The organism is Micromonospora sp. NPDC047730 (assembly GCF_043204765.1).
GTDB lineage: Bacteria > Actinomycetota > Actinomycetes > Mycobacteriales > Micromonosporaceae > Micromonospora.
Genome location: NZ_JBIDCU010000001.1, coordinates 898673 through 924876 on the forward strand (window position 1 = coordinate 898673; position 26204 = coordinate 924876).

Below are 26204 nucleotides of genomic sequence, written 5' to 3' on the forward strand. Positions count from 1 at the left end.
TCTGGGCGGGTGTCGAGACGGTCGGCGGGTCGAGGATGGGCAGGGCGTTGGTCCGGGCCAGCCACGCGGGCGGGTCGGGGCGCGTGAGCGGGCCGGGCGGGGTCGGGTAACGCCGGTCGAAGCATCGACGCCACGACGGAGCGCCGCAGGAGCACGCGAGCGCCCATCGGAGGAGACCGACGCGTCGGAGGGTGCGTCGGTGCCAGGGAGCGAAGGGTACGGGTGTCGCCTTGCGTGAGATGCGCATTACTCGATGCTCATCCGAGGGCCAGCCCTTGTCAAGGTGCAGGGTGCGGTGTGCCGGGCCTGCTGTTTGACAGGGGATCGACGTGACTAGCCTGCGCAGGTGCCGAGGTATCTCTATGGGAGGGGCGAAATCGCCCGTCGGCTCGGCGTTAGCAGGCAGAGGGCGGCCGAGATCATCGACCGCCCCGACTTCCCTGCGCCGTATGACGTGCTCGGCATGGGCGCCGTGTGGCAGATAGCCGACGTCGAGGCATGGATACGGGAGCACCGGCCCCACCTGGGCGAGCCGGAGCTCGAGTCGTAGGCGTGTAGACGGTCAGTCTTGCGTGTGCGCCGGGTCGCCCATGGGCTCGACGATGTCGACGCGGCTCGGGTCGAAGCGCCCGCTCTGCACGGTTGCACGCCGCACGGTTACACGCTCGAGCAGATTTACGACTAGGGCGCGTTGCTGCTCGACATCGCCGGCCTGCTGCGCGTCGGCGAGGGCCTCGGCGTAGGTTTGCCCGGTCTCGACGATGACGACCTGCCTTGACGGCCCTGCGTCGCGCACCTCGGCGCGTCGCACCTTCAATGCCTCAAGGCGCCCGAGGAGTGCCGGCACGTCTGCGTCGTCGCGGCCGAGAGCGGCGGTCGTGTCCCTGATCGCCTGCTCGATCTCTGCGAGCGACGCCTCGCCGGCCGAATTAACCTGCACCTCCTCGCGCGTCACCGGCCAGTGACCGACGTACCGGAGGCGGTTAGCTACGACGTGCTCCTCGAGGCTGCCGGCGGCAATGCGCACCTCAGGACAGAGCAGTCCGCGGCCCTTCGCCGGGCAGCGATACTGCGCGCCGCCCTTGCTCAGCTTGTCGTCGCGTACGTACATCTTGTGCCCACACTCGGCGCAGTAAACGAGGCCGGAGAGCAGGCGAGCGGCCCGGCGACGCTGCGGCTTCGGGGTGCCGTCAGCTTCGGGCGCGAAGAGGTCGCGCATCCGGGCGACCTGGGCGTCGTCGAGGATCGGCGCGAACGCACGCATCGGCAGACCGTCATCGTTGCGCAGCAGGTCGCCGCCATGCCGGTAGTAGCCAAGCACTGCGTCGCCGGTAAGCAGCTTGCGGAGGCTCGTCATGTTCCAGTTGCCGAGGTTGCCGCCCTTCTGGCCCTGACGGGCGCGGCGTCGGCGCTCCGAGCGGGCGGTCGGTACCTTTCGCTCGTTCAGCTCACGCGCGAGACGCCACACGCTTTCGCCGTCGAGCACGCGCTCGGCGAGCTCGCGAATGATGGCGGCCTCAGCCCGGTCGACGACGAGGACGCGACCGGGGCCGTCGGGGCGCTGCGCCGGTACGTAGCCGTAGGGCACCGCGCCTCCGCTGAAGCGGCGAGCAGCTCGGAGAGCGGCGATCGACGACCGGACTCGGGCACTCGTGTTCTCCGACTCCATCCGGGCGACCTCGGCCAGCACTGCGGCGATGATGCGCCACGCGGGCTGATCGGAGGAGAGGCCGTCACGGTCGGCGATGAAGCGGGCGTCGCGCCGGTCGTCGAGCACCTCGAGCAGGTCGGCGAGCGCGGAGAGGCCCTGCCGGCTCCATCGGTCGAATTTCCAGACGGCGAGGGTGTCGGCCTCGCCTCGGACGAGCATCGCGAGGGCCTCGTCGCCCTTTGCTCTGCGTCGCCGGCCGGAGAGTCCGTCGTCGACAAGGATCGCAACGACCTCAGCGCCTTCGCGAGCGGCGCGGTCGCGAAGGTCGGCCTCCTGCCGGGCGATGCCGGTCGATGCGTCGTCCTGCTCGGAGAGGCGGAGGTAGAGTACCCAGCGGTTACGGATGCGTGAGTTAGTCACACGCGTAAGGTAGCAGCTCGACACACGCAACGGGCGACACGCGCGAGACGGAAATAGGTCACCGGCGGCGGGCCGTAGTTGTTGGCCAGGTCGAAGTGGGTCACGCCGAGGTCGAAGGCACGGCGGACGATGTCCCGCTGCCGCTCGTACGGGCGGTCCGGGCCGAAGTTGTGCCACAGCCCGAGCGAGATCGCGGGCAGCCGCAACCCGCTGCGCCCGCTGCGCCGGTAGGCCATCGTCTCGTAGCGGTCGTCCGCTGCCAGGTACGTCACGCCCCGACCCTAGACCCCCGCCCGATCCGACGCGGAGGTCAGAGGTCGTAGCGGAGGCGGGGCAGGGTGCGGCCGGTGGAGGGGGAGACGCGGGTGCCGGCGGGTACCGCGCCGACGTGCCGGTAGAAGGCCTCGGCGCCCGGGTCCGCCTCGATCCACAGCGTACGGGCGCCAGCGGTGCGGGAGGTGGCCACGGCGTGGTCGAACAGCACCCGGCCGGCGCCGGTGCCGATCGCCGGCGGGTCCACGAAGAGCATGTCCAGCTCCAGGTCGGGCGGCGCGCCGGCGAGCACCACCAGGCCCACCACCCGGCCGTCCCGCTCGGCCACCGCCACGTGTCGGGCAGTCACGTCCGCCGGCGTCAGCGTCAGCTCCGTCCGGCAGCGGGCCAGGAACTCGGTGTCGTATCCCCAGTGGCCCTTGGAGCGCAGCGCCAGCTCGGTCAACTCGGTCGCCTCGTCGGGCCGGGCGGGCCGGATGAGGAATCGCACCCGACCATTGTGCCGGAGGTGCGGCGAGCGGCACCTGGCGCTGCCGCTCTCTGCGCGAGCCCGAACGGGCGTACCGTCCCTCTTGTCCGGGTAGGTTCGGTGCCATGCGCTTCGTCCAGCTCGACACCCCGAAGCCCCTGTCCAAGATCGGCCTCGGCACCTGGCAGTTCGGGTCCCGGGCGATGCCCCGCCTGCTGCACCGAACCGGAAAGTGAGCCCGATGGACGACATCACCGCGCTGATCCTCGACGACCACGCCGCCTTCCGGCGGGGCTTCGCCCGCCTCGACGACGCCCGCGACGAGCACGAGCTGCTGGCGATCTGGGACGCGCTCGCCCTGCACCTCGACATCCACGCCGAGGCGGAGGAGACGATCCTCTACCCGCACCTGGTGCGCCACGGCGACGACGGCGAGGCCGAAACCGTCGACGCCATCGGCGACCACAACAAGATCCGCGACGCGGTCGCCGAGTCCAAGCTGCACCCGGTGGGCTCCGACCAGTGGTGGGCGGCAGTGGGTACCGCCCGCCGGGAGAACAGCGAGCACCTCGCCGAGGAGGAGGACGAGGCGCTGCCCGACTTCCGCCGGCACGCGAGCGCCGAGCTGCGCGCCGAGCTGGGCCGCCGCTGGCTGACCTTCTACGGCGAGCACAAGAACGGCCGCGACCTGCCCTTCACCGACAAGGACCCGCAGCGCTACGTCGACGAGCACCGCTGACGCGCCCCTCGTCCGACCGGCGGCCGGGCCACCGATCTCCCCGACGCGGGGGAGTCGGCGCGGGGCGGCCCCGGGACAGAATGGGCGGGTGAAGCCCCGCACCGTCCTCGCCCCGCTGGTGGCCGGCAGCACCTGGCGGCGCGGAGTGTTCCTGCTGCTCGGCGGGGTGCTCGTGCTGCCGTACGTGCTGCTGGCGGTGGCCTTCGCGCAGCTGCTGACGCAGCCCGACGTGCCCCGGCCGCTGGTGCTGGGGCTGCTCGTCGTCGCGGCGACCATCGCGGCGGTCCCGGTTTTCCTCGACGGCCCCCGGGCGCTGGAGATCGCAGCCGCGCGGGCCCTGCTCGGCGTCGACCTGCCCGACCCGGCGCCCGGGCACGCCGCCGACCGCGAGACCCGGCTGCGTTCGGCGCTCTGGATCGGGCTGCACCTGGTCAGCGGCGGGCTGGTGGTGGCCGCCCTGTTCAGCGCGGTGCCGATGGCGCTGGCCTTCATCGGCCAGCAGTTCGGCCTCGACACCGGGATGACCGGCGGAGACCGGTTCGGGCCGTTCGACGGGCGGGACACCGGCTGGCTGACCCTCACGGGCATCGTGGTGCTGGTGGCGCTCGGCTACACCGTCGCCGGGCTGGGCGCGCTGGCCGTGTCGATGGCCCCGGTGCTGCTCGGCCCGGCCCAGGCGGAACGGATCGCGGCCCTGGAGGCCCGCGCCGCCCGGCTCGCCGAACGCAACCGGCTGGCCCGGGAGCTGCACGACTCGGTGGGGCACGCCCTGACCGTCGCCACCCTCCAGGCGGGGGCGGCCCGCGAGCTGCTCGACCGGGACCCGGAGTTCGCCCGGCGCGCGCTGACCGCGATCGAGGAGGCCGGGCGCACCGCCATGGACGACCTGGACCACGTGCTCGGGCTGCTGCGCGAGCCCGCGGGCGGGCGGGCCGCGCCCGCCCCGCAGCGTACGCTCGCCGACCTGGACCGGCTGGTGGCCGACACCCGCACGGCCGGCCTGCCCGTCGACACGCGGTGCGCCGGCGACCTCGCCGACCTGCCCGCGGCCGTCTCCCGGGAGGGCTACCGGATAGTCCAGGAAGGGTTGACCAACGCCGCCCGGTACGGTCGGGGGCCGGTCACGCTGCGCCTGGGCGTCCACGCCGACGCGCTGGAGCTGGAGCTGGACAACGCGGTGGGCCGCCGGCGCCGCGCCGACCCGGGCCGGGGCGGCCGGGGCCTGGACGGGATGCGGGAGCGGGTGCTGCTGCTCGGCGGCCGGCTGACCGTCGGGCCCGACGGCGACCGCTGGCGGATCCAGGTACGGCTGCCGTTCGAGGGGACCCGATGACCGACACCGCGACGACCACCACCGGCGTGCTGATCGTCGACGACGACGAGCTGATCCGGGTCGGGCTGCGGGCCATCCTCGACGCCCAGCCCGACCTGCGGGTGCTCGGCGAGGCCACCGACGGCGCGGAGGTGCCGCCGCTGGTCGCCCGGCTGCGCCCCCAGGTGGTGCTGATGGACGTGCGGATGCCCGGCATCGACGGCATCCAGGCCACCCGGCGGCTGCTCGCCACCTCGGCCGACCCGCCCCGGGTGCTGGTGGTGACCACGTTCGCCAACGACGAGTACGTCTACGACGCGCTCCGCGCCGGGGCCAGCGGGTTCCTGCTCAAGCGGGCCCGGCCGGCGGAGGTGGTGGAGGCGGTCCGGGTGGTCGCGCGGGGCGAGTCCCTGCTCTTCCCCGCCGCCATCCGCCGCCTCGCCGGGGCGTACGGGGGGCGGGGCGCCGACCGGCTGGAGGCCGCCCGGCTCACCGACCGGGAGGCCGAGGTGCTGCGGCTGATGACCACCGGCCTGTCCAACCCCGAGATCGCCGCGCACCTCGTGGTGGGCGTGGAGACGGTGAAGACCCACGTCGGCAACGTGCTGGCCAAGCTCGGCGTGCGCGACCGCACCCAGGCGGTGATCGCGGCGTACGAGTCGGGGTTCGTCACCCCGTCGGGCTGAGGGCCCTTCCTGGTTCAGCAGGTGGTTCCCTCCGGAGGGGGAGTGGGTTCACCGCCGCACGGGAGGGAACGCGGGGCCCGCCGGCCGAGGCTGAAGGCATGACGACGACCCTTCCGCCCACCCGCCGGCCGGCCGTGCACCGGTCGGCCCGGCTCGCCCCGCTCGCCGCCGCCTGGTTCGGCCTGTGGGGCGTGCTCGCCCTCGTCTCCACCGTCACCGGCGCCGGCTACCCGTTCGGCGCGAACGACCCCGGCGGGGACACGAACCTGCTGCGGCTGGTCCCGACCACCGTCGGGCCACCGCTGTTCGCCGCGCTGCTGCTCGGTGCCGCCGTCGCCGCGCTCGCCATGACCGGCCCGCAGCGTCCGGGCCGGTCGCTGCGGGCGCTGCTGTCGGCGTACGCCTGGACGGTCGCGTTCCTGCTGGCCGTCGTCGTGCCGGACGTGGGAGTGCTGACCATCCTCGGATACGCCCCTATCCTGGTCATCGGTGCGCCGTTCGGCTGGCCGCCGGTGGACTACGCCGACGTCTTCACCTGGGCGCTGTTCGCCCGGTTCGCGGCCGTCGTCAGCGGGGTGCTGCTCGCCGGGGCCGTGCTGGGTTGGCAGCGGCGCACCGCCGGCGCCTGCCCGGAGTGCGGGCGCGACGGCACCGACCACGGCTGGACCTCGCCCGCCTCGGCCACCCGCTGGGGGCGCTGGGCGGCCTGGGTCGCGGCCACCATCCCGGCCCTGTACGCCGTCACCCGGCTCGCCTGGGCGGCCGGCATCCCGCTCGGCATCGAGCAGTCGTTCCTCGACGAGATGCGGGCGAGCGGGCTGGTGTGGGCGGGCGCCGGGCTGGGCGGGTTCGCGCTGGTGGGCGCGATCCTCACAGTGGGCCTGGTGCAGCGTTGGGGCGAGCGGTTCCCGCGCTGGATGGTCGGCCTGGCCGGGCGGCCGGTGCCGGTGAAACTCGCCGTGGTCCCGGCCACCCTCGTCGCGGTGGCGGTCACCGCGGCGACCCTCGGCCTGCTCGCCACCCCCGACTTCTGGGACTTCGGCGAGGTCAGCCTGGCCACCGCGCCGATGCTGCTGTGGCCGTTCTGGGGCGTCGCCCTCGGCGCGGCCACGTACGCGTACCACCTGCGCCGCCGGGGCGCCTGCGGGGACTGCGGCCGAGGCTGAGCCGTACCGACGGCGGGGGCGCCCGGTCGACGGACCGGGCGCCCCCGCCTCCGTGAGCTAGCGTGGGTCGGGTGACTGCGCCTTCCCCGGTTACCCCGGTCCCACCGGCCGACCTACCCGGCACGCTCGGCGCGCTGCGGGCGGCCGGCCACGCGTACCGCACGGTCAAGCAGGAACTCCGCGACAACCTCCTGGCCCGGATGCGCTCCGGCGCCGACCGCTTCCCCGGCATCGTCGGCTACGACGACACCGTGCTGCCCGAGGTCGAGCGGGCGCTGCTCGCCGGCCACGACATGGTGCTGCTCGGCGAACGGGGCCAGGGCAAGACCCGTCTCATCCGCTCGCTGGTCGGGCTGCTCGACGAGTGGACCCCGGTGATCGCCGGCTCGGTGCTCAACGAGCACCCGCTGCACCCGCTCACCCCGGCCTCCCGGGCGCTGGTCGCCGAGGCCGGCGACGACCTGCCGGTCGCCTGGCTGCACCGCTCGATGCGCTACGGCGAGAAGCTGGCCACCCCGGACACCAGCGTCGGCGACCTGATCGGCGACGTCGACCCGATCCGGGTCGCCCAGGGGCGCACCCTCGGCGACCCGGAGACCATCCACTTCGGTCTCGTGCCGCGCACCAACCGGGGCATCTTCGCGGTCAACGAGCTGCCCGACCTGGCCGAGCGAATCCAGGTGGCGCTGCTCAACGTGCTGGAGGAGCGGGACATCCAGGTCCGCGGCTACCAGCTGCGGCTGCCGCTGGACCTGTTCCTGGTGGCCAGCGCCAACCCGGAGGACTACACCAACCGGGGCCGGATCATCACCCCGCTGAAGGACCGCTTCGGCGCGGAGGTACGCACCCACTATCCGGCCGACCTCGACCTGGAGCTGGCCCTGATCCGGCAGGAGGCCGACCCGGTCGCCGAGGTGCCGGAGCACGTGCTGGAGGTCCTCGCGCGGTTCGCCCGCGCGGTACGCGAGTCGCCGTCGGTGGACCCGCGCTCCGGCGTCTCCGCCCGGTTCGCGATCGCCGCCGCCGAGACGGTCGCCGCCGCCGCGCTGCGCCGCGCCGGCCTGCTCGCCGCCGCCCCCCACCCGCCCGAGGTGTTAGGAAGGGCCCCCTATACAACCGCAGGCGATAGCAAGGTGCCCTTCCTTCCATCGGAGGTGCCGGTTGCGCGGGTGGGCGACGCGGTGTCGGTGACGTCGACACTGCGCGGGAAGGTGGAGTTCGAGAGCGGCGAGGAGGGGCGGGAGGTCGAGATCCTCGGCCACCTGCTGCGGACCGCGACGGCCGAGACGTTCCGGGCCCGGCTGGCCGGGCTGGACCTGTCCGGCTTCACCGCCCTGGTCGACGAGGACGCGGTGATCGAGACCGGTGAGCTGGTCAGCTCGGCGGAGCTGCTGCGCCAGGTGGGCACCGTCCCCGGGCTCGCCAAGGCGCTGGACCGGCTCGGGCTGGGCGACGCGCCCACCCCCGAGCAGGCCGCCGCCGGCGTCGAGTTCGTCCTGGAGGGGCTGCACCTGACCCGCCGGCTCGGCAAGGACGTCACGGACTCCGGCCGGACCCGCTACGGCGGCCGGGCCTGAGCATGGCCGGCAACCGGTTCCGGTACGGGCAGTGGCGCGGCGGCCCCGACCCGCTCGCGCCCCCGTACGACGTGCGGGGCGCGGTGGACGCCGTCGGCGCGGAGGTGCTGGCCGGCGGCAGTCTCCGGGAGGCGCTGCGCGACCTGCTGCGTCGGGGCCCGCACGGGCGCGGCGGCCTCGACGACCTGGCCGCCCGGGCGAGGCGGCTGCGCCGGGAGGCGCTGCGTCGGGGCGACCTGGACGGTGCGGTCACCCGGGCCCGGGCCCTGCTCGACCAGGCGCTCGCCGCCGAACGGGACGAGCTGCGCGGGCGCGACGGCGACGCCGCGCGGTTCGCCGAGGCGGTGCTGGACAACCTGCCCCGCTCGACCGCCCGGGCGGTGGCGGAACTGGCGGGCTACGGGTGGGCCAGCGACGAGGCGCACCGGACGTACCAGCGGATCCTGGACGGGCTCCGCGACGACGTGCTGGGCCAGCGCTTCGCCGGGCTGCGGGACGCCGTACGCGCCTCGGCGGACCCGGCCGCCCAGCGGCGGCTGGCCGAGATGATGCGCGACCTGAACGACCTGCTGGCCCGGCACGCCCGGTCCGAGGACACCACCGACGCGTTCGCCGAGTTCATGCGCCGGCACGGCGAGTTCTTCCCGGAGCAGCCGGCCGACGTCGACGAGCTGGTCGACGTGCTGGCCCGCCGGTCGGCCGCCGGGGAGCGGCTGCTGCGTTCGCTGTCCGACCGGCAGCGGGAGGAGCTGGCGGGCCTGATGCGGCAGTCGCTCGGCGACCGGCTCGCCGGGGAGCTGGCCGCGTTGGACGCCAACCTCCGTGCGCTCCGGCCCGACCTGCACGGGGGTCGGGGCGAGCGGGTGCGCGGCGACCGGCCGCTCGGCTACGGCGAGGCCGCCGGCGCGCTCGGCGAGATCGCCGAACTGGACGAGCTGCTCGACCAGCTCGACCAGGAGCACCCGGGCGCCACCCTGGACGACGTCGACGTCGACGCGGTGGCCCGGACGCTGGGCCGGGACGCCGCCGAGGACGTACGCCGGCTGCGGGAGCTGGAGCGGGAACTGCGCCGGCAGGGATGGGTGAGCCGGGACGCCGACGGGTTGACCCTGAGCCCGAAGGCGCTGCGCCGGCTCGGCGGCACCGCGCTGCGGCGGGTCTTCGCCGACCTGACGGCCGGGCCGCGCGGCCAGCATGACCTGCGCTCGGCGGGCGCCGCCGGTGAGGTCAGCGGGGGCTCCCGCCCGTGGGAGTACGGCGACGAGCAGCCCCTGGACGTGGTGCGGACGCTGACCCGGGCCGTCCGTCGCGCCGGGACGGGCGTGCCGGTGCAGCTGGCCGTCGAGGACTTCGAGGTGGTGGAGACCGAGCGGCGGGCGTCGGCGGCGGTGGCCCTCTGCGTCGACCTTTCCTACTCGATGATCTCGCAGGGCCGGTGGGGCCCGATGAAGCAGACCGCGCTGGCGCTGGCGCACCTGATGGCCACCCGGTTCCCGCAGGACGCGCTGCAGATCGTCGGGTTCGGCCGGGAGGCGCTGCCACTGACGCAACAGGAGTTGGCCGCCGTCGAGCCGGACACGCAGCAGGGTACGAACCTCCAGCACGCGCTGCGGCTGGCCGGCCGGCACCTGCGCCGGCACCCGGGCGCCGAGCCCGTGGTGCTGGTGGTCACCGACGGGGAGCCGACCGCCCACCTGGACCCGGACGACGGGGAGGCGCTGTTCCACTGGCCGCCCCTGCGGGAGACGATCGAGGCGACCGTCCGCGAGGTGGACCGGCTGACCCGCTACGGCGCCACGCTCAACCTGTTCATGCTCGGCGACGACCCCGGCCTGCGCCGCTTCGTCGACGCCGTCGCCCGCCGTTCGAAGGGCCGCATGTTCACCCCCGACCTCGAAGACCTCGGCGAGTACGTCGTCTCCGACTACCTCCGCGCCCGCCAGCCCCGTCGCCGCTGACCCCGCTGCCCCTTTTGGCCCGCTCCCCTGGCGGCCCGCTGACCCCGGCTGGCCCGCTGACCCCACTGCCCCTTGGTCCGCTGACCCCGCTGGTCGACTGGTCGGCTGGTCCGTTGGCCGGGCTGGCGCGGGCGCAGCGAAACCGGACCGGCCGGCCTGATTCTGTCCTGCGGCTCAGGCTGCGCGGGCTCGACCAGCAGCGCCCCGGCCCCGGCCCCCGGCGCCCGCCTCCCACCTGTGCGGCACCGCCGTCGTCAGGGGACACCGTCGCTGTCGAGCTGCCCCGTCCATGAGACCACCGGGCCGCAGCGACGGCTGGATCCCTCGGACGGCTCGGCTCCTGGACGGGCTGGCCCGCTGGGCCGCCGCGACGGCTGGTTGCTCGGACGGCCGGCCGCACCGGCGGCGGGGCTGTACGGACAATCTCGCCGCTCGTGGATCGTTCCGGCGGTTGCTGCCGCCAGCCGGAGTGCGGCGTCAGTGCGTGGGACGGCTCGGCAGGATGGCGGCTCCTGGTCTCATTCGTGGGGCAGCTCGACAGCGCCCGCAGACCACAGGCAGGCGGCGAGGGTGGCTGGCGGCCGTTCACTCAGCGCCCGGCCGAGTTCGCCGTCCGCTGGCCGCGTTCGCCGTCCGCTGGCTCCAGGTTCAGGTCCGGGCCGCGTTCCCGGTGGGCCCCGTCCGGGTGAACCACGTGCGGGAACGCTGGGGCGGACGGCGCTGGGCGGGATTCACTGAGGGCATGGACAGCGGGGCGTTGCGAGGGGCGTACGAGGAGGTGCTCGCCGAGGTCGACGCGGGCGGGTTCGGGCCACCGCCGGCCGGGCAGCTCAGCGCCGAACAGATCGTCGCCCACCTCGTCGCCAACGACGAGCTGATGACCGAGGCGACGGAGGCGGTCATCGCCGGTTCGCCGTTCGCGTACTACGACCTGGAGACCATCCACCGTCCGCAGGTGGACGCGCTGGTCGTCGAGTGCGGCGGGCTGGACGGGCTGGCCACCCTGCTGCGGGCCACCAGCCAGAAGCTCTGCGTGTTGACCGAGCGGCTCGGCCCGGCGGCGGAGACCCCGGTCGAGACGCACCTGCGCGAGGGCTTCGACCTGGTCGTCGACGACACCCTGCCCTGGGGTCGCACCCTCGACCTGCACACCCGCGTCCACCTCCCGAAACACCTGGCCCAACTCCGCATGCTCCGCACCCCCTGACCTGACCCCGTCCCTACTCCGCGATCTTGCACATGCCGCCCCGACGAACCGCGATGAAAGAGGGCGAATGCCGGGCCGAAAGCGCAAGATCGCGGGGGGATGGCGGGGCGCGAGGAGGGCGGGGCGAGGGGAGGTGGTCAGGGGTGGTGGAAGGTGCGGCGGTAGGTCGACGGGGTCACGCCGATGCGCTGGTGCAACTGTTGCCGGAGCGCCGCGGCGGTGCCGAAGCCCGAGCGGCGGGCGACCTGGTCGACGGTGAGGTCGGTCGTCTCCAGCAGTAGCCGGGCGTGGTCGGTGCGCTGCTGGAGCAGCCACTGCGCCGGGCTCATCCCGGTCTCGGAGCGGAAGCGCCGGGTGAAGGTCCGCACGCTCATCCGGGCCTGCCCGGCCAGGTCGCGCAGGCTGACCGGCTCGTGCAGCCGATGGCGGGCCCACTCCCGCGCCCCGGCGGTGCCCGCGTCCGCCGTCTTCGGCACGGGGCGCTCGATGTACTGGGCCTGGCCGCCGTCGCGCCACGGCGGGACCACGCAACGCCGGGCCGCCCGGTTGGCCACCTCGCTGCCGTGGTCGGTGCGGATGACGTGCAGGCAGAGGTCGATCCCGGCGGCCACCCCGGCCGAGGTGAGCACCCGGTCGTCGGCAATGAAGAGCACGTCCGGGTCGAGGTCCACAGTCGGGTGGAGCCGCCGGAAGCGGTCGGCGTACGCCCAGTGGGTGGTGGCCCGCCGGTCGTCGAGCAGCCCGGCGGCGGCCAGCACGAACGCCCCGGTGCAGATGGACATGATCCGGGCGCCCCGTGCGTACGCCCCGCGCAGCGCGTCCGCCACCGCCGGGTCGAGCGTCCCGTCGCGCATCGGTGGCCCGCCGTGGATGCCGGGGACGACCACCGTGTCGGCGGCCTCCAGCAGTTCCAGCCCGTGGTCGGGGAGCACCTGGTAGCCGGCGGTGCTGCGCACCGGGAGGGCGCCCGCGGTGCAGGTGTCGACCAGGTAGAGCGGTACGTCCTCGGCGTCGCGCGCGGTGCCGAAGACCTGGGCGGGGGTGCCGAGGTCGAGGCCGACGACCTGGTCGGTGGCGAGCACGGCGATCCGGTGCGGGCGGACGGTCATGGCCCGATTATTGCGCATGATGGCTTTCCGGCCACTCGTCGTCGGCCGGCCCGATCCGCAGACTCGAGCCGTGAACCGACCTCGTCGCCTGCACCCGGCCTGGACCGTCGCCGCCGTCGCGTTCGTCGCGCTGGTCGGCGCGGCGGGTTTCCGCGCCACCCCCTCGGTGCTGCTGCATCCGCTGCACGCCGAGTTCCGCTGGCCGCTGGCCACCATCTCCGCCGCGGTCTCGGTCAACCTGCTGCTCTTCGGGCTCACCGCGCCGTTCGCCGCCGCGCTGATGGACCGGTTCGGCATCCGGCGGGTGGTCACCGGCGCGCTCCTGATGGTCGCGGCGGGCAGCGGGCTGACCGTCTTCATGTCCGCGAGCTGGCAACTCGTCCTGTGCTGGGGCGTGCTCGTCGGGCTCGGCACCGGGTCGATGGCGCTGGCCTTCGTGGCGACCGTCACCGGGCGCTGGTTCGTGCACCGCCGTGGCCTGGTCACCGGCGTGCTCACCGCCGGCGGCGCGACCGGCCAGCTCGTCTTCCTCCCGCTGGTCGCCATGCTCGTCGACGCGCACGGCTGGCGGGCGGCGGCGCTCGTGGTCGCCGGGGCGGCGCTGGCGGTCGTACCGCTGGTGGTGTGGCTGCTGCGCGAGTACCCGGCGGATCTCGGCCTGCCCGCCTACGGCGCGGCCGAGGTCGTGCCCCCGACGCCGCCGGCGGGCGGGGCGGCGTCGCGGGCCGTCGGCGCGCTGGCGCAGGCGGCCCGGACGCGGCCGTTCTGGCTGCTGGCCGGCGGCTTCGCGATCTGCGGCGCGACCACCAACGGACTGGTCGGCACGCACTTCGTGCCGGCCGCGCACGACCACGGGATGCCGCAGACCACCGCCGCCGGGCTGCTGGCGCTGGTCGGGCTCTTCGACATCGTCGGCACGGTCGCCTCGGGTTGGCTGACCGACCGGGTGGACAGCCGGCTGCTGCTGGGCGCCTACTACGCGCTGCGCGGCGGTTCGCTGCTGGTGCTGCCGGGGCTCTTCGCGGCCACGGCCGAGCCGAGCATGCTGGTCTTCATCGTCTTCTACGGGCTGGACTGGGTCGCCACGGTGCCACCCACGGTGGCGCTGTGCCGGGAGTACTTCGGCGCGTCCGGCGCGGTGGTCTTCGGCTGGGTCTTCGCCGCGCACCAGGTCGGCGCAGCCGTCGCCGCCACCGGGGCGGGGCTGGTCCGGGACCGGCTCGGCGACTACGCGCCGGCCTGGTACGTGGCGGGGGCGCTGTCGATCGGCGCGGCCGTGCTGTCGCTGCTGCTGCGCCGTCGCCGCGAGGCGCCGCCCGCGCCGCCCCCGGCGGTCGCCGCCGGGGGCCGGCGGGCGTGGAGCTACCGGGGCTGACGGTCGGCGGGCCGTCCACTGCCGCTCCGACCGTCGGTGCGGGCGGGTGGCTCAGTCGACGACCCGGACGTCCTTCCAGAACGCGACCCGGTCGCGGACCATCTCCGCCTCCGCCTTCGGGTCGGGGTAGTACCAGACGGCGTCGGGGCTGGTCCGCCCGTCGTGGACGAGCGTGTAGTAGGAGGCGGTGCCCTTCCATGGGCAGACGGTGTGCGTGTCGGATTCCCGGATCAGGTCGTCGCGCAGGACGGTACGCGGGAAGTAGTGGTTCCCCTCCACCAGCACGGTGTCGTCGCTCTCGGCCACGACCACGTCGTTCCACACAGCTTTCGGCATGGCTCCCACGCTATGCCGACGGGACCCGCGCGGCCACGCGGTCGTCGGTTCCGGAACCGCCGGATCCACCGCCCCACCGGGCGACGGGCGGCGGTCGCGGCGCGAAACGGCCACCGTGGACATCCCACGGGGAAGAGCGGCGGGAGCGTACAGTGATCTCATGTGCGCGGTGCGTGTGGATCATCACCCGGTCGACCACGACGGCGCGGTGGCCCAGCTGCGACGGTCGTACGCGGCGGTGCCCGCGGGCGAACCGGTCCGGCTCGCCAAACGCACCTCCAACCTGTTCCGCCCCCGGTCCGCCCCCCGCGTGCCGGGGCTGGACGTCAGCGGGCTCACCGGCGTGCTCGATGTGGACCCGTCGGCCCGCACCGCAGACGTGCAGGGCATGTGCACCTACGAGGACCTGGTCGACGCGACCCTGCCGCACGGGCTGATGCCGCTGGTGGTGCCGCAGTTGCGCACCATCACCCTCGGCGGGGCGGTCACCGGGCTCGGCATCGAGTCGACCTCGTTCCGCAACGGGCTGCCGCACGAGTCGGTGGTGGAGCTGGACGTGCTCACCGGGGCCGGCGACGTCGTCACGGCCCGCCCGGGAGGCGAGCACGCCGACCTCTTCGCGGCCTTCCCCAACTCGCTCGGCAGCCTCGGCTACGCCACCCGGCTACGCATCGAGTTGCAGCCGGTACGCCGCTTCGTGGCCCTGCGCAACGTCCGGTTCACCCGGCTGGAGGCCCTCACCGACGCGGTCGCCGAGGTCACCGCGACCCGCTCCTGGGCGGGCGAGGCCGTGGACGCGATGGACGGGGTGATGTTCAGCCCCGGCGAGGCGTACCTGGTGCTCGGCACCTTCACCGACGACGTCCCGCACGCCAGCGACTACACGGGTCAGGACATCTACTACCGGTCGCTGCGCCGGCGCACCAGCGACGCCCTGACCACGTACGACTATCTCTGGCGCTGGGACACCGACTGGTTCTGGTGCTCGGCGGCGTTCGGCGTGCAGCACCCCATGGTCCGGCGGATCTGGCCGGCGCGGTGGCGGCGCAGCGACGTCTACCACCGGCTGGTCCGGTTGGAGCACCGGCACGGCGTGGCCGCCCGGATCGACCGGCTGCGGGGCCAGCCGGCGCGCGAGCGGGTGGTGCAGGACGTGGAGATCCCGCTGGACCGGACGGCGGAGTTCCTGCGCTGGTTCGCCCGGGCCGTGGGGATGACCCCGGTCTGGCTGTGCCCGCTGCGGCTGCGCGAGCCGGCCGGCCCGGAATCGGCCCGCGCCTGGCCGCTGTATCCCCTCCGGCCGGGGCAGGACTATGTGAACATCGGCTTCTGGGGGAGCGTGCCGATCGAGGGCGGCGCCGCCGACGGCGACGTCAACCGGGTGATCGAGCGAATGGTGTCGGAGCTGGGCGGGCACAAGTCGCTCTACTCCGACGCGTACTACGACCGGGAATCCTTCGACCGGCTCTACGGCGGCGCGACGTGGCGCGCGGTGAAGGACCGCTACGACCCGGACCACCGGCTCACGGGACTGTACGAGAAGGCGGTAGCACGAAAATGAGCCTGACCGATCGAGACCAGGGAGCGGCGAGCGCTCCCGCCTCCCCGCCAGCGGGGGGCCGGCGCCCGGGCCCGCGCGTGGCGGACGTCGTCCGCGCGTTGACCACCGGGGGCCTTCCGGTGCGGGTCACCGGGTACGACGGCAGCGCGGTGGGCCCGGCCGACGCCGGGATCACCCTGTCGATCCGTTCCGAGCGGGGCCTGACCTATCTGCTCACCGCCCCTGGCGACCTGGGCATGGCCCGGGCGTACGTCAGCGGTGACCTGGCGTTGCAGGGCGTGCACCCGGGCGACCCGTACGAGGCGCTGCGGGTGCTCAAGGACGAGTTGCGGCTGCGTACGCCCCCGCTGGCCGAGGCGCTGGCCCTGGTGCGCGGGCTGGGCTGGGAGCGGCTGATGCCGCCGCCGCCCCCGCCGCAGGAGGCGCAGCCGCGCTGGAAGCGGCTGGTGAACGGGCTGCGGCACTCCCGGATCAGGGACAGCACGGCGATCTCCCACCACTACGACGTCTCCAACGCCTTCTACGAGAAGGTGCTCGGCCCGTCGATGACGTACACCTGCGCGGTCTTCCGCTCGCCCGACGACACGCTGGAGCAGGCCCAGGCGGCCAAGTACGACCTGGTGGCGCAGAAACTCGCGCTCAGGGCCGGGATGCGCCTGCTCGACGTGGGCTGCGGGTGGGGCGGCATGGTCCGGCACGCGGCCCGCGAGTACGGCGTCAGGGCGCTCGGGGTGACCCTGTCCCGGGCGCAGGCCGAGTGGGCCCGGGCGGCGATCGAGCGGGAGGGGCTGACCGGTCTGGCGGAGGTGCGCCACCTCGACTACCGGGACGCGCCGCGCGAGCAGTTCGACGCGGTCTCCTCGATCGGGCTGACCGAGCACATCGGGGTGCGCAACTACCCGGCCTACTTCGCCGCGTTGCGGGACCGGCTGCGGCCGGACGGTCGGCTGCTCAACCACTGCATCACGCGGGCCGACAACCACGCGCCGCACCGCTCGGGCGCGTTCATCGACCGGTACGTCTTCCCCGACGGTGAGTTGGCCGGCCCGGGGCGGGTGGTCAGCGAGATCCACGACGTCGGGCTGGAGGTGCAGCACGAGGAGAACCTGCGCCGGCACTACGCGCTGACGCTGGCCGGCTGGTGCCGCAACCTCGTGGAGCACTGGGACTTCTGCGTCTCCGAGGTGGGGCCGGGCACGGCCCGGGTGTGGGGCCTCTACATGGCCGGCTCCCGGCTGGCGTTCGAGCGCAACGGCATCCAGCTGCACCAGGTGCTGGCCACCCGCAACGGCCCGGAGGGGGCGAGCGGCTATCCGCTGCGCCCCGACTGGCTGCCCTGATCCTGACGTAAGCCGCGCCGGCCGGCCGGCGCGGCTTACGTCGAACCCATTGACAAACAATTTTTGTACGTACAAACTGATTTTGCCATGAGAGATGTCCTGTACCTGGAGCAGATGGAGCAGGCCGAGGCCCTGCTCAAGCCGCAGCGCGTCGAGGTGCTGCGGCAACTGGCCGAGCCGCGCACCTGCACCGAGGTCGCCGCCCGGCTGGAGCAGACGCCGCAGCGCGTCTACTACCACGTCAAGCAGCTCGTCGCCGCCGGGCTGGCCGAGCAGGTCAGCGAGCGCAAGGTCCGGGGCATCACGGAGGGCATCTACCAGGCCGTCGCCCGGTCCTACTGGCTGTCGCCCCGGCTCGTCGGCCGGATCGGCCTGCGCCGGGCCCGCGACGAGCTGAGCCTCGGCTACCTGCTGGACCTGATGGAGGAGGTCCAGGCCGACATCGCCGGGCTGGACCGCGCCGCCCCCGAGCTCCCCTCGGTGGGGGTGGCCGGCGAGATCCGGGTGCCGGCGGAGCAACGCCAGCAGTTTCTGCACGACCTGCGGACGACCCTGCAGGACCTTTTCACGCGTTACGGGGGCGCCGAGGGCGACGCCTTCAAGCTCGCCGTGGCCTGTTATCCGAAGGGGAAAGACAGTGAGTGAACCGATGAAGGTGCCCGTCCGCCTCGCCGCGCCGGTCGCGACCGTCCGCCGCGCCCTGACCGACCCGGCCGAGCTGCGCGTCTGGCTCGCCGAGCACGCCGAGGTCGAGCTGCCGCACCGGTACGAGTTCTGGGGCCGGCACACCCCCGAGGGCGACGCGCCGCACCAGCGGCTGCTGCACGTCGACGACGACACGCTGCGCTTCGCCTGGCTGCTGGACGGGGTCGAGACGACCACCGAGTTCGCCCTGCGCGCCGAGGGGCCCGACAGCACGGTCCTGACGCTGACCCAGAGCCACTTCGACTTCGCCGAGATGATGAGCGGCAGCAGCATCCGCGGCGTGCTGCAGACCTTCTGGAGCCTGTCGCTCGCCAACCTGGCCGCCCACCTGGAGGGCGACCCGCTGCTGCCGAAGGTCGACTTCACCTCCGCCGAGATGCGCGGCGAGGTGCTGATCGACGCGCCGGCGGCCAAGGTGTTCGAGTCGCTGACCGATTCCGCGCAGGCCAGCGCCTGGTTCGGCTATCCGATCGGCATCGAGCCCTGGGTCGGCGGCCGCTACGCCATGGGTGGCTTCGAATCCGGTCACGCCGCCAAGGTCGTCGACCTGGAGCCCGGCCGGAAGCTCTCGGTCGACTGGGGCCCGATCGGCGTCAGCACCTGGGAGCTGGCCGAGTCGCAGGGGAAGACGAGGCTGACCTTCGTGCAGTCCGGCTTCGACGAGCAGAACCCCCCGTACGCGGGCTGGGCCGGGTCGCTCTCGGGGCTGTTCGAGCTGCGCCGCTTCCACGAGATGAAGGACTGGCAGCCCATCTGGCTACCGGCCGAGGTGCCGGGCCTGGAGCCGGAGGTCGCTCAGGCGACGAGCTGACCTCGGGAGCGGGAGCCCCCTGTCACCCCATCGGGGTACAGGGGGCTCTTGCCTGTCCAAGCGCCGCAGAGCCGGTGCAGGCGGTCCACAGGTCGCGAAAGTCTCTCACGGTCGGATCGGGGAAGCCGCGACGGCATATGGGAAATATGGGACAATTTCATCATAGGGGCGCCTGCTCAGCCTGAGCCGTCGGCATCGTGACTCCGTTCTCGGCTGAACGGCGCCTTCCGCCTGCGCCTCCGACGGATCGGTCGACGGCCGTCCGTGAGCTTGGGCCAGGCCTCGCCTAGGAAGGAGCAGCAGTGATGGTGGGACGTACTCGACTGTGGGCAGTTGCGGTGGCGGCCGGCGCGGCGGTGGCGGCGGTCGCCGTCGGAAACGCCGCCATGGGCGACGGACGGGACGACTCGCGCGACAAGCACGAGTCGCGAGAGTCGCAGAACTCGTGGGACTGGGACGACTCGCGGCGCGGTGAGGACACCGTGCGGGCGAAGCTCAGCGGCTACCAGGAGGACCCGCTCACGATCTCCACGCCCGGTTCGGGCCGGTTCGAGGCGCACATCGACGAACGGAACAAGGAGATCAAGTGGCGACTGAGCTACGACGACCTGAAGGACGTCGAGCAGGCGCACATCCACTTCGGAGGAAGACACCAGAGCGGCGGCATCGCCGCCTTCCTCTGCTCGAACCTCAAGGACGCGAAGGGCGGCGCGCCACAGGGCACCCAGGCCTGCCCTCCCGCCCCTGCCAAGATCGAGGGGACCATCAGGCCCGCTGACGTGGTGGGCCCCGCCGACCAGGGCATCGAGCCCGGGGAGTTCGACGAGCTGGTCGACGCGATCGAGGCCGGCGTCACGTACGCCAACGTGCACACCAAGAAGTACCCGAAGGGCGAGATCCGGGGCCAGATCAAGAGCGACGAGCGGGACCACGACAAGCGTGACGACTCGGGCCGTGACGAGGAGCGCGACGAGTGGGGCCAGGACAAGGGTGACGACTGGGGCCAGGACAAGGGCGACGAGTGGGGCCAGGGCAAGGGTGGCGAGTGGGGCCAGGACAAGGGCGACGAGTGGGGCCAGGACAAGGGCGACGAGTGGGGCCAGGGCAAGGGTGACGACTCGGGCCAGGGCAAGGGTGGCGAGTGGGGCCAGGACAAGGGTGACGATCGGAGCCAGGACAAGCGCGGCGACTCCGGCGAGCAGAAGCACGACGACTGGGACAGGCAGATGAGCGACGACTGACAGCGACGTACTCATCGTCGGCCTGGTGCCTGTGCGAGCCTGCCGTCGCGGCGGGCGGGCCACGGGCCCGGCAGGGGCATCCGCTCGTTCCCGACGAGCGGATTGCCTCTGTGTCGGCCGGCCGTGGCGCCCTCACGATCCTCTACAGTGGACGGACTCCGTCGACGGTGGAGGGCGAGAGGGCAGCCATGAAGATCGGCATCAACACGTGGGCGTGGGTCGCGCCGCTGACCGACGAGGAGCTCGCCCGACTCGCCCCACGGATCAAGGCGTGGGGCTTCGACGCCGTCGAGCTGCCCATCCAGGCCCCGGGCGACTGGGATTCCACGGTGGCCGCGGAGCTGCTCGCCGGGCTGGACCTGGCCCCCGCCGTCTGCGCCGGCCTGCTGCCCGAGCACGACCTGCTCGCCGACGACGAGCAGGTCGTGCGGCTCACCGAGGACTTCGTCCGGCACTGCCTGCGGGCCGCGAGCCAGGTGGGGGCCGACGTCGTGGCCGGCCCGCTCTACGCGCCGGCCGGTCGGACCTGGCTGCTCGACGCGGACGCGCGGCGCGCCACCACGGCGCGCCTCGTGGACCGGCTCCGGCCGCTGGCCGCCGAGGCCGCCGAGCGGGGCGTGACGATCGCCCTGGAACCGCTCAACCGGTTCGAGACCAGTCTGCTCAACACCGTCGAGCAGGCGTTGGAGGTGGTCGACGGGATCGACGGCCTGGGGCTCGCGCTGGACACCTTCCACCTGAACATCGAGGAACGCGACCTGCCGGCGGCCATCCGGACGGCCGGTGACCGGCTCGCCCACGTGCAGGTGTGCGGCAACGACCGCGGCGTGCCCGGCGGGGACCACCTCGACTGGCGGGCGATGCTGGCCGCCCTCGCGGACATCGACTACGCCGGCCAGTTGAGCATCGAGTCGTTCACGGCGCCGGCCCTGGCCGTGCCGATGTCCGTGTGGCGACCGCTCGCCACCGGCCCCGACGCGCTCGCCGTCGAGGGGTTGGCCTTCCTGCGCGGGCTGTCGGCCGTGCCGTCCGCCGAGAATTCCCGCTCCTGACCCCGGTCGCGGGGTGATTGCGGGCCCGGCAGTGGGTACTGCCGGGCGATGTTCTTCATCTTCGGGCTCCGCACCAAGGTCAGCCAGTCGGGCGTGGTGCGGCAGGTCTGCCGCAACTGCGGCAACCACGCCGCGCAGGTGATCACCCGCCGGTCGACGAAGTTCAGCCTGTTCTTCGTCCCGATCATCCCGATCCGCACCCGCTACGTGCAGCAGTGCACCTTCTGCGGCGCCCAGTACGACATCCCCACGTCCGAGGCCGAGCGCCTCGCGGTCGGCTGAGCCCACCGATGGCCCGCTTCCTCTGCTGGCTGATCGGCCGGCAGCCCGCCGCGCCCGCCCCGGCGCCCGTGCACACCGTCTCCCGGCCGCCCTGCACCCCGGGGCGCCGCCGGCGTCGCCGAGACCGCCGCCCGACGGCCAGCACCGCCCTGCCCCGTTCGCCCTGGAACCGCTCCTCCGGCCGTTGACCGCCGCGTGACCCGTGGGTGCCGGTGTCAGCCGGCCCGACAGCGCGCGCCCCGGCCCGCGTGCCGGGGCGTGCCAGGATGTGGCGATGTCGTATCCCCCTCATCCGTCGTACCCGCCGGGGCCCGGCGCGGTCACCCCGCTGGTCGCCTACCCCCACCCGATCCCGCCACCCCCGGGCCACGCCGTGCTGGCCGTCTCGGTCAACCGCGGGCCGTACCTCGTCCCCGCCCCCTCGACCAGCAAATTCAAGGTCGACCGCCAGGTCGTGCCGATTCCCGGCGAGGGCACCTGGCACGTGGCCGTCCCGGCGGGCCCGCACGACGTCCGCTACACAGACTTCATGGGCATTCCCGTGATGACCACCGCGCTCGTCGCCCATCCCGGCGCGGTGCACCACCTGTCGTTCCGCTTCGGCGGGTGGCGCAACCGCGTCCACGACGGGCAGGGCACCGACGTGACGAAGTTCGGGATGTGGTCGAACTACAGCATCCTGCTGGTCACCTTCCTCGTGCTCGGCGTGGTCTGCTGCGGCGGCTCCGCGCTCCTGGCCGGTCTCTCCGGCTCGGCCTGACCGGGCTCCGGCGCGGTTTGGCCGGGCACGCGCGCACCGGGCGGCGTCCCGCGCTCTTCGCGCCGGGGCGTCGCCCGGCGCGACCGGCGGGGACCGCCTATCGTGGCGGATCGTGACGAGCAGCGAGGAGCGACTGGCGGCGATCCGCGGCGGCGTGCCACCCAGGCGGCACAACGCCCGCACCATCGCCGCGTTGACCGGCAACCCGGGCTGCACCCGGCGGGCCGTGCTGGACGGCGCCGGGGTGGACAAGCCGAAGCTGGCCGAGCGGATCGGTTTCCCCGCCCGGTTCGGGCAGTCCCGGTTCGCCATCACCCGCGGCAACGCCTTCGAGGCGCAGGTCAAGGCCGACGGCGGGGCCGAGCTGCTGCGGCTGGTCGCCGAGCGGTTGGGCGTACCGGTGCCGGCGGCGGCGACCTGGACGGACCTCGACGACGGCGTCGAGGACGACACGGCAGCCCGGCACCGGCGCTCCGCCGAGCTGCTGACCGGGGCCACGCCCGGCGACGGGACGGGCGACGCCGCCGCGCTGTTCGACCATCCCCTGCTCGGCCTGGACGTCGCCGGCCGCCGGGTGCACCTGGAGCCGGACCTGGTCGCCGCCCGGCTCGCCGGTCGGTTCCACGTGGTCGAGATCAAGTCGTTCCCGGTGGTCGACGGCCAGGCCGACGCGGCCAAGGTGTCCGCCGCCGCGACCCAGGCCGCCGTCTACGTGCTGGCCCTGCGCGAGCTGCTCGCTTCCGCCGGCCACGACCCCGAGTTGGTGTCGCACGACGTGGTGCTGGTCTGCCCGCGGGACTTCGCCAACCAGCCGGTGGCCAGCCTGGTCGACGTGCGCAAGCAGTTGCTGGTGCTGCGCCGGCAGCTCGACCGGATGGCCCGGCTCGACGCGCTGCTGGCCGCCGTGCCCGAGGACTTCACCGCCGACCTGGCCGCCGAGCCCGCGGCGCTGCTCGCCGCACTGTCCCGGGTGGAGGCCCGCTACGCGCCGGAGTGCCTGGCGGCCTGCGAGCTGGCGTACTTCTGCCGGCACGAGGCGCGCGGCCACAGCGGGGCGTTGGGCCGGCCGGTCCGGGAGGCGCTGGGCGGGATCGCGGACGTCGACGAGGTGCTGGCGCTGGCCGCCGGCGAGCGCACGCCGGACCCGGGGCAGGAGGAGGCCGCCGCGCTGCTGCGGGCCGCCGCCCGGCTGCGCGCCGACGCCCTCGCCGGGACCCCGGCATGAGTACGCTCCGCGCGCTCGCCAGGGCGCAGGCGCTCGCCGCCGGGGTGGCCCAGCCGGTGGCGACCGTCCGGCACCTGCACCTGGCCGAGCGCCCGCTGGTGCTGGTGCCGCTGGCGATGGCCGGCGAGGCGAACGCCCCGTTGGCGGCGCTGGTCGGCGACGCGCCCGACGCGGCGCGGCTGCTGATCGTGCCGCAGCCCCGCAACCGCGACCAGCGATTCCGGTTCGCCGCCGAGCTGGCCGCGATCGTGCTGCCGTACCTGGACGGGTTCCGGGGGGTCGCCGAGGCGGTGCCGATCGACCGGGGCAGGGACGTGCGGTACCGGTACGTCGACGCCCCGCAGCTGCTGGTGCCGAACCCGGCCGGGGTGACCTTCCTGCGGCTGCTCGGCCGCTCCACCCGCTTCCGTCGCCCCGACGGGGAGTATCCAGTGCACCCGTCGGTGCCGGTGCTCGGGCGCTGGCTGACCTTCCTCGCCGAGCGGGCCGAGCACCCAGGCTCGTCGGCGCTGGTGGCGATGACCGACGCGCTGACCCTGCACTGGGCCACCGGCCAGAGCGTGGTGGAGGACCTGCACCTGCCGGCGCTGCTCGGCTGGATCGACCCGCCGGCCGGGCTCACCGGCCCCGAGGCGGCGGCCCGGGCCGAGGACCCGGCGCTGTGCCCGCCCGCCGGGCCGGCCACCGACCCCGACTTCGACAACCACCGCCTCGCCCCGGCCATCGCCGCGTACGCCGCCGCCGAGGACGATCCGGAGGCGCGCGCCGGGGCGTACGCGGAGCTGGAGCGACTGCTGCGCGACCAGCTCGCGCCCACCTGGGAACTGATGTGGCGCGGCGTGGGGTTGCTGCGCGGCCTGCCGCCGGGGGCCCGGGTGGCCGGCCGGTGGGACGGCGACAAGGACGCGTTCACCGGGTACGCCGAGCACGTCGACGCGGGCGGCCCGCCGCAGCCCCGCCGCGACGGGGCGGTGGCCGCCGCCCAGCGGCTGCACCGGCTGGAACGGGCCCTGACCTCGTACGCCGTCCAGCGCGCCTACGACGACCCGCTGGTGATGGCGGAGCACCGGCTGACCGGCGAGGCGTTCGTGGGCGAGGTGACCCTGGCCGACCCGAAGCGGGTGGACGACACCGGGAAGCGGCCGGTGCTGCGCCCCCGCGTCCAGGTCGTCACCACCGAGCCGGTGCCGATGCCGGTCGGCGCCACGCTGTACTCGCCGGCCCGGCCGGCGCAGAAGGCCAAAGTGGTCTTCGTGACCCCGGCGGCGGACGGCAAGACCGAGGTGGTGCTGGAACTCTCCGGCGGGATGGGCCGGGGGCTGACGGCCCCGCCGGGCACGGTGCCCGAGGTGGGGGAGCGGCTCTGCTACACCACCCTGTCGGACTCCTTCATGCCGGCGGGGACCTTCCCTGCCGTCGACAAGACCCCGTGGACCCACGGGGGCCCACCGGTCCCCGCGCCTGTGCCGTCCGACCCCGCCCCGGACCCCGGCCCGGCCGCTGTGCCGCCTGGCCACGGGCCGGCTGCTGTGCCGCCTGGCCACGGGCCGGCCCGTGCGCCTGAGTCGCACGGCCCTGCCTCGGGCTCCACCGACCGCGCGGTCGCGGCGGTCTCTTCGGCCGACGCGTACGGCGACCCCGACGAGGAGTGGGCCTGACCGGCCCGACGCGTCGGTCTCCCACCCGCCCGGACCCGGGCTGGACTCCCGCCACCGGTCCAGCGCCAGCTGGCCGGAATTCGTCGCCACTCTCCGTTACCTTCGTGCGCCGCCGGGGCCTACCCCCTCCGCGCGCTTTGCTCTGCACCCGCCGACGCACCAGGCACGCTGCGTGAACCCCGCGAACTGCCCGCTGAATGGACATGTCCAGGTCAACACCCATGGTGCGGTCATGGGTGCAGAGCAAAGGGGTGACGGGGCGGTGCGGCCCTCCGCCGCAGCGTGACACTGCGTGACGAGGAGTGCTAGGTCACGATGAGTGATGGCGGGGTGGTGCGCAGGACGGTCCGGTGGGCGGCGTCGAGCGCCTCGGCCGCTGGCACCTCGACGTCCGGAACGACGCCCGTGCCCTCCCAGTTGGTGCCGGAGACCGGGTTGACCGGGCTGGCGATCGGCACCGAGAGGTGCAGGTGCGGGTGGACGGGGAACCCCGTCCGGGGGTGGGCGCCGCCCCCGGTCCGCTCGCCGACGACCGTGGCCCGGCCGTGCTGCTGGAGCGCGTAGGCAAGCGACTCGCCGCCGGAGAAGGTCGTCGCGCTGGTCAGGACGGCCAGCGGCCGGTCGCCGCCGAAGCGGGCTCCGGCCAGCGGTGCGGGGCTCCAGAACTGGCGGTCGGGCAGGTGGCGCTGGCGCATGGTGTAGATGTGCGTCGGGCGGTCGAAGAGGTGCCCGCAGACCAGTGCCTCCATCTCCGGGTCGCCGCCGATCGTCTCGCGCAGGTCGAGGATCAGGGCGTCGGCGTCGGCGACCAGGCGCAGCGCGGCGGTCATCGCCTCCCCGGCCAGCGTGGGGGAGAACAGTGCGGGCTCGATCCGCACCAGGCCGACGTTGTCGGGCAGCCGCTCCACCCGGTGGATGCCGCCCAGGCTGGCCCGGGCCATCCCGGGCAGCGCGTCGGCGAGCGGATCCCCGCCGTCCTCCGGCAGCGGCCGGTCGTGGAACTTCACCCGCAGGTGGCGGTCGCCGTTGACCGACCGGAGTGTCCGGGTGAGCGAGTCGGCGAGCGCCGACCAGGATGCTGCCTGCCGGTGCTGGTCCGTCTCCGCCCGCAGCAGCCCGGCGAGCCGGGCCGCGACGTCGGCGAAGACGTAGTGCTCGCCGACCAGCCGGGCCGTGCGCTCGACGACCTCGGCGATCTCGATCTGCGATGCCGGTTGTTCCCGTGTGTCGAGGGTTGTCATGCCCGCAGTAGATCAGCGCTTTGACAAAGCGTCAAGAGACGTAGACACTT

At 74.0% G+C, this 26204-nt stretch carries 24 protein-coding genes and 1 pseudogene; 19 read left to right on the forward strand and 6 right to left on the reverse strand.

All coding sequences use genetic code 11. The features are described 5' to 3' along the window. Positions 1–346: 346 nt before the first annotated feature. Positions 347–550 carry a helix-turn-helix transcriptional regulator gene (locus ACGF5G_RS04435; RefSeq protein WP_393258912.1) on the forward strand — a complete coding sequence of 68 codons (204 nt, stop codon included), beginning with the start codon at positions 347–349 and terminating at the stop codon, positions 548–550. A gap of 12 nt (positions 551–562) precedes the next feature. Here the strand turns inward: ACGF5G_RS04435 and ACGF5G_RS04440 are convergent, their stop codons facing one another. The 3 genes and pseudogenes from ACGF5G_RS04440 to ACGF5G_RS04450 form a co-directional block, all read right to left on the reverse strand. Further along, entirely contained in the window at positions 563–2071 is a 1509-nt protein-coding gene (locus tag ACGF5G_RS04440) for a recombinase family protein (RefSeq protein ID WP_393258914.1), read from the reverse strand. A gap of 62 nt (positions 2072–2133) precedes the next feature. After that, positions 2134–2307: pseudogene (locus ACGF5G_RS04445) on the reverse strand (aldo/keto reductase); the annotation flags it as partial. 74 nt (positions 2308–2381) lie between these two features. Next, on the reverse strand, positions 2382–2834 hold the full coding sequence (locus ACGF5G_RS04450; protein ID WP_393258915.1) for a GNAT family N-acetyltransferase: 453 nt from the start codon (positions 2832–2834) through the stop codon (positions 2382–2384). 220 nt (positions 2835–3054) lie between these two features. Here ACGF5G_RS04450 and ACGF5G_RS04455 point away from each other — a divergent pair, with 220 nt between their 5' ends. The 7 genes from ACGF5G_RS04455 (at position 3055) to ACGF5G_RS04485 (ending at position 11458) form a co-directional block, all read left to right on the forward strand. Beyond that, positions 3055–3552 (forward strand): hemerythrin domain-containing protein, encoded by a 498-nt coding sequence (locus tag ACGF5G_RS04455; RefSeq protein ID WP_393258917.1) that lies wholly within the window; start codon positions 3055–3057, stop codon positions 3550–3552. Positions 3553–3640: 88 nt separating this feature from the next. Further along, the gene (locus ACGF5G_RS04460) at positions 3641–4885 is read left to right on the forward strand and encodes a sensor histidine kinase (RefSeq protein ID WP_393258919.1); all 1245 of its coding nucleotides are present in this window, start codon (positions 3641–3643) and stop codon (positions 4883–4885) included. Then, complete coding sequence (locus ACGF5G_RS04465) at positions 4882–5550, forward strand: response regulator transcription factor (RefSeq protein ID WP_350703124.1); 669 nt, start codon at positions 4882–4884, stop codon at positions 5548–5550. The genes ACGF5G_RS04460 and ACGF5G_RS04465 overlap by 4 nt, the downstream gene beginning before the upstream one ends. A 98-nt stretch (positions 5551–5648) precedes the next feature. Then, the gene (locus ACGF5G_RS04470; protein WP_393258921.1) at positions 5649–6716 is read left to right on the forward strand and encodes a hypothetical protein; all 1068 of its coding nucleotides are present in this window, start codon (positions 5649–5651) and stop codon (positions 6714–6716) included. 62 nt (positions 6717–6778) lie between these two features. Continuing rightward, positions 6779–8293 (forward strand): magnesium chelatase, encoded by a 1515-nt coding sequence (locus ACGF5G_RS04475; RefSeq protein ID WP_393258923.1) that lies wholly within the window; start codon positions 6779–6781, stop codon positions 8291–8293. A gap of 2 nt (positions 8294–8295) precedes the next feature. Beyond that, positions 8296–10251, forward strand: a complete 1956-nt coding sequence (locus ACGF5G_RS04480; RefSeq protein WP_393258924.1) for a VWA domain-containing protein — start codon at positions 8296–8298, stop codon at positions 10249–10251. A 742-nt stretch (positions 10252–10993) separates the two neighbouring features. Next, positions 10994–11458: a hypothetical protein gene (locus ACGF5G_RS04485; protein ID WP_393259222.1), complete on the forward strand. Its 465-nt coding sequence runs from the start codon at positions 10994–10996 to the stop codon at positions 11456–11458. Positions 11459–11595: 137 nt separating this feature from the next. Here the strand turns inward: ACGF5G_RS04485 and ACGF5G_RS04490 are convergent, their stop codons facing one another. Continuing rightward, positions 11596–12567, reverse strand: coding sequence for a GlxA family transcriptional regulator (locus tag ACGF5G_RS04490; RefSeq protein ID WP_393258925.1), 972 nt, complete (start codon positions 12565–12567; stop codon positions 11596–11598). 19 nt (positions 12568–12586) lie between these two features. On the opposite strand from ACGF5G_RS04490, the gene ACGF5G_RS04495 reads away from it, so the two are divergent. Then, entirely contained in the window at positions 12587–13942 is a 1356-nt protein-coding gene (locus ACGF5G_RS04495; RefSeq protein ID WP_393258926.1) for an MFS transporter, read from the forward strand. A gap of 51 nt (positions 13943–13993) precedes the next feature. Here ACGF5G_RS04495 and ACGF5G_RS04500 read toward each other — a convergent pair whose 3' ends face one another. Next, on the reverse strand, positions 13994–14278 hold the full coding sequence (locus ACGF5G_RS04500; protein ID WP_393258928.1) for a DUF427 domain-containing protein: 285 nt from the start codon (positions 14276–14278) through the stop codon (positions 13994–13996). A gap of 160 nt (positions 14279–14438) precedes the next feature. Here ACGF5G_RS04500 and ACGF5G_RS04505 point away from each other — a divergent pair, with 160 nt between their 5' ends. From ACGF5G_RS04505 to ACGF5G_RS04550, 10 genes are all read left to right on the forward strand, one after another. Next, positions 14439–15839 (forward strand): FAD-binding oxidoreductase, encoded by a 1401-nt coding sequence (locus ACGF5G_RS04505; protein WP_393258929.1) that lies wholly within the window; start codon positions 14439–14441, stop codon positions 15837–15839. Next, positions 15836–17179, forward strand: coding sequence for a class I SAM-dependent methyltransferase (locus tag ACGF5G_RS04510; RefSeq protein ID WP_393258930.1), 1344 nt, complete (start codon positions 15836–15838; stop codon positions 17177–17179). The genes ACGF5G_RS04505 and ACGF5G_RS04510 overlap by 4 nt, the downstream gene beginning before the upstream one ends. An 87-nt stretch (positions 17180–17266) precedes the next feature. Further along, on the forward strand, positions 17267–17824 hold the full coding sequence (locus ACGF5G_RS04515; RefSeq protein ID WP_393258931.1) for a helix-turn-helix domain-containing protein: 558 nt from the start codon (positions 17267–17269) through the stop codon (positions 17822–17824). Further along, positions 17817–18695 (forward strand): SRPBCC domain-containing protein, encoded by an 879-nt coding sequence (locus ACGF5G_RS04520; protein ID WP_393258933.1) that lies wholly within the window; start codon positions 17817–17819, stop codon positions 18693–18695. Before ACGF5G_RS04515 ends, ACGF5G_RS04520 begins: the two co-directional genes overlap by 8 nt. A 305-nt stretch (positions 18696–19000) precedes the next feature. Next, positions 19001–19936, forward strand: coding sequence for a CHRD domain-containing protein (locus ACGF5G_RS04525; protein WP_393258934.1), 936 nt, complete (start codon positions 19001–19003; stop codon positions 19934–19936). A gap of 188 nt (positions 19937–20124) precedes the next feature. Beyond that, a complete protein-coding gene (locus tag ACGF5G_RS04530; protein ID WP_393258935.1) occupies positions 20125–20988 on the forward strand; it encodes a sugar phosphate isomerase/epimerase family protein in 864 nt (287 codons plus the stop codon). A 48-nt stretch (positions 20989–21036) separates the two neighbouring features. Next, positions 21037–21270: a zinc-ribbon domain-containing protein gene (locus ACGF5G_RS04535; RefSeq protein WP_393258936.1), complete on the forward strand. Its 234-nt coding sequence runs from the start codon at positions 21037–21039 to the stop codon at positions 21268–21270. Between the two features lie 274 nt (positions 21271–21544). Continuing rightward, positions 21545–22030 carry a hypothetical protein gene (locus ACGF5G_RS04540; RefSeq protein ID WP_393258938.1) on the forward strand — a complete coding sequence of 162 codons (486 nt, stop codon included), beginning with the start codon at positions 21545–21547 and terminating at the stop codon, positions 22028–22030. Positions 22031–22142: 112 nt separating this feature from the next. Then, complete coding sequence (locus ACGF5G_RS04545) at positions 22143–23255, forward strand: hypothetical protein (protein WP_393258940.1); 1113 nt, start codon at positions 22143–22145, stop codon at positions 23253–23255. After that, positions 23252–24913, forward strand: a complete 1662-nt coding sequence (locus ACGF5G_RS04550; RefSeq protein WP_393258941.1) for a hypothetical protein — start codon at positions 23252–23254, stop codon at positions 24911–24913. Before ACGF5G_RS04545 ends, ACGF5G_RS04550 begins: the two co-directional genes overlap by 4 nt. Before the next feature lie 305 nt (positions 24914–25218). On the opposite strand, the gene ACGF5G_RS04555 is transcribed toward ACGF5G_RS04550, so the two are convergent. Next, positions 25219–26154 (reverse strand): S41 family peptidase, encoded by a 936-nt coding sequence (locus ACGF5G_RS04555; RefSeq protein WP_393258942.1) that lies wholly within the window; start codon positions 26152–26154, stop codon positions 25219–25221. Positions 26155–26204: the final 50 nt, after the last annotated feature.

What these genes read in the sequence shown, in the direction of transcription:
- ACGF5G_RS04455 (WP_393258917.1), top strand. Translation starts at nt 3,055, where the DNA reads ATGGACGACATCACCGCGCTGATCCTCGACGACCACGCCGCCTTCCGG.
- ACGF5G_RS04465 (WP_350703124.1), top strand. Translation starts at nt 4,882, where the DNA reads ATGACCGACACCGCGACGACCACCACCGGCGTGCTGATCGTCGACGAC.
- ACGF5G_RS04470 (WP_393258921.1), top strand. Translation starts at nt 5,649, where the DNA reads ATGACGACGACCCTTCCGCCCACCCGCCGGCCGGCCGTGCACCGGTCG.
- ACGF5G_RS04480 (WP_393258924.1), top strand. Translation starts at nt 8,296, where the DNA reads ATGGCCGGCAACCGGTTCCGGTACGGGCAGTGGCGCGGCGGCCCCGAC.
- ACGF5G_RS04485 (WP_393259222.1), top strand. Translation starts at nt 10,994, where the DNA reads ATGGACAGCGGGGCGTTGCGAGGGGCGTACGAGGAGGTGCTCGCCGAG.
- ACGF5G_RS04490 (WP_393258925.1), bottom strand. Translation starts at nt 12,567, where the DNA reads ATGACCGTCCGCCCGCACCGGATCGCCGTGCTCGCCACCGACCAGGTC.
- ACGF5G_RS04495 (WP_393258926.1), top strand. Translation starts at nt 12,587, where the DNA reads ATGGCTTTCCGGCCACTCGTCGTCGGCCGGCCCGATCCGCAGACTCGA.
- ACGF5G_RS04500 (WP_393258928.1), bottom strand. Translation starts at nt 14,278, where the DNA reads ATGCCGAAAGCTGTGTGGAACGACGTGGTCGTGGCCGAGAGCGACGAC.
- ACGF5G_RS04505 (WP_393258929.1), top strand. Translation starts at nt 14,439, where the DNA reads ATGTGCGCGGTGCGTGTGGATCATCACCCGGTCGACCACGACGGCGCG.
- ACGF5G_RS04510 (WP_393258930.1), top strand. Translation starts at nt 15,836, where the DNA reads ATGAGCCTGACCGATCGAGACCAGGGAGCGGCGAGCGCTCCCGCCTCC.
- ACGF5G_RS04515 (WP_393258931.1), top strand. Translation starts at nt 17,267, where the DNA reads ATGAGAGATGTCCTGTACCTGGAGCAGATGGAGCAGGCCGAGGCCCTG.
- ACGF5G_RS04525 (WP_393258934.1), top strand. Translation starts at nt 19,001, where the DNA reads ATGGTGGGACGTACTCGACTGTGGGCAGTTGCGGTGGCGGCCGGCGCG.
- ACGF5G_RS04530 (WP_393258935.1), top strand. Translation starts at nt 20,125, where the DNA reads ATGAAGATCGGCATCAACACGTGGGCGTGGGTCGCGCCGCTGACCGAC.
- ACGF5G_RS04535 (WP_393258936.1), top strand. Translation starts at nt 21,037, where the DNA reads ATGTTCTTCATCTTCGGGCTCCGCACCAAGGTCAGCCAGTCGGGCGTG.
- ACGF5G_RS04540 (WP_393258938.1), top strand. Translation starts at nt 21,545, where the DNA reads ATGTCGTATCCCCCTCATCCGTCGTACCCGCCGGGGCCCGGCGCGGTC.
- ACGF5G_RS04550 (WP_393258941.1), top strand. Translation starts at nt 23,252, where the DNA reads ATGAGTACGCTCCGCGCGCTCGCCAGGGCGCAGGCGCTCGCCGCCGGG.
- ACGF5G_RS04555 (WP_393258942.1), bottom strand. Translation starts at nt 26,154, where the DNA reads ATGACAACCCTCGACACACGGGAACAACCGGCATCGCAGATCGAGATC.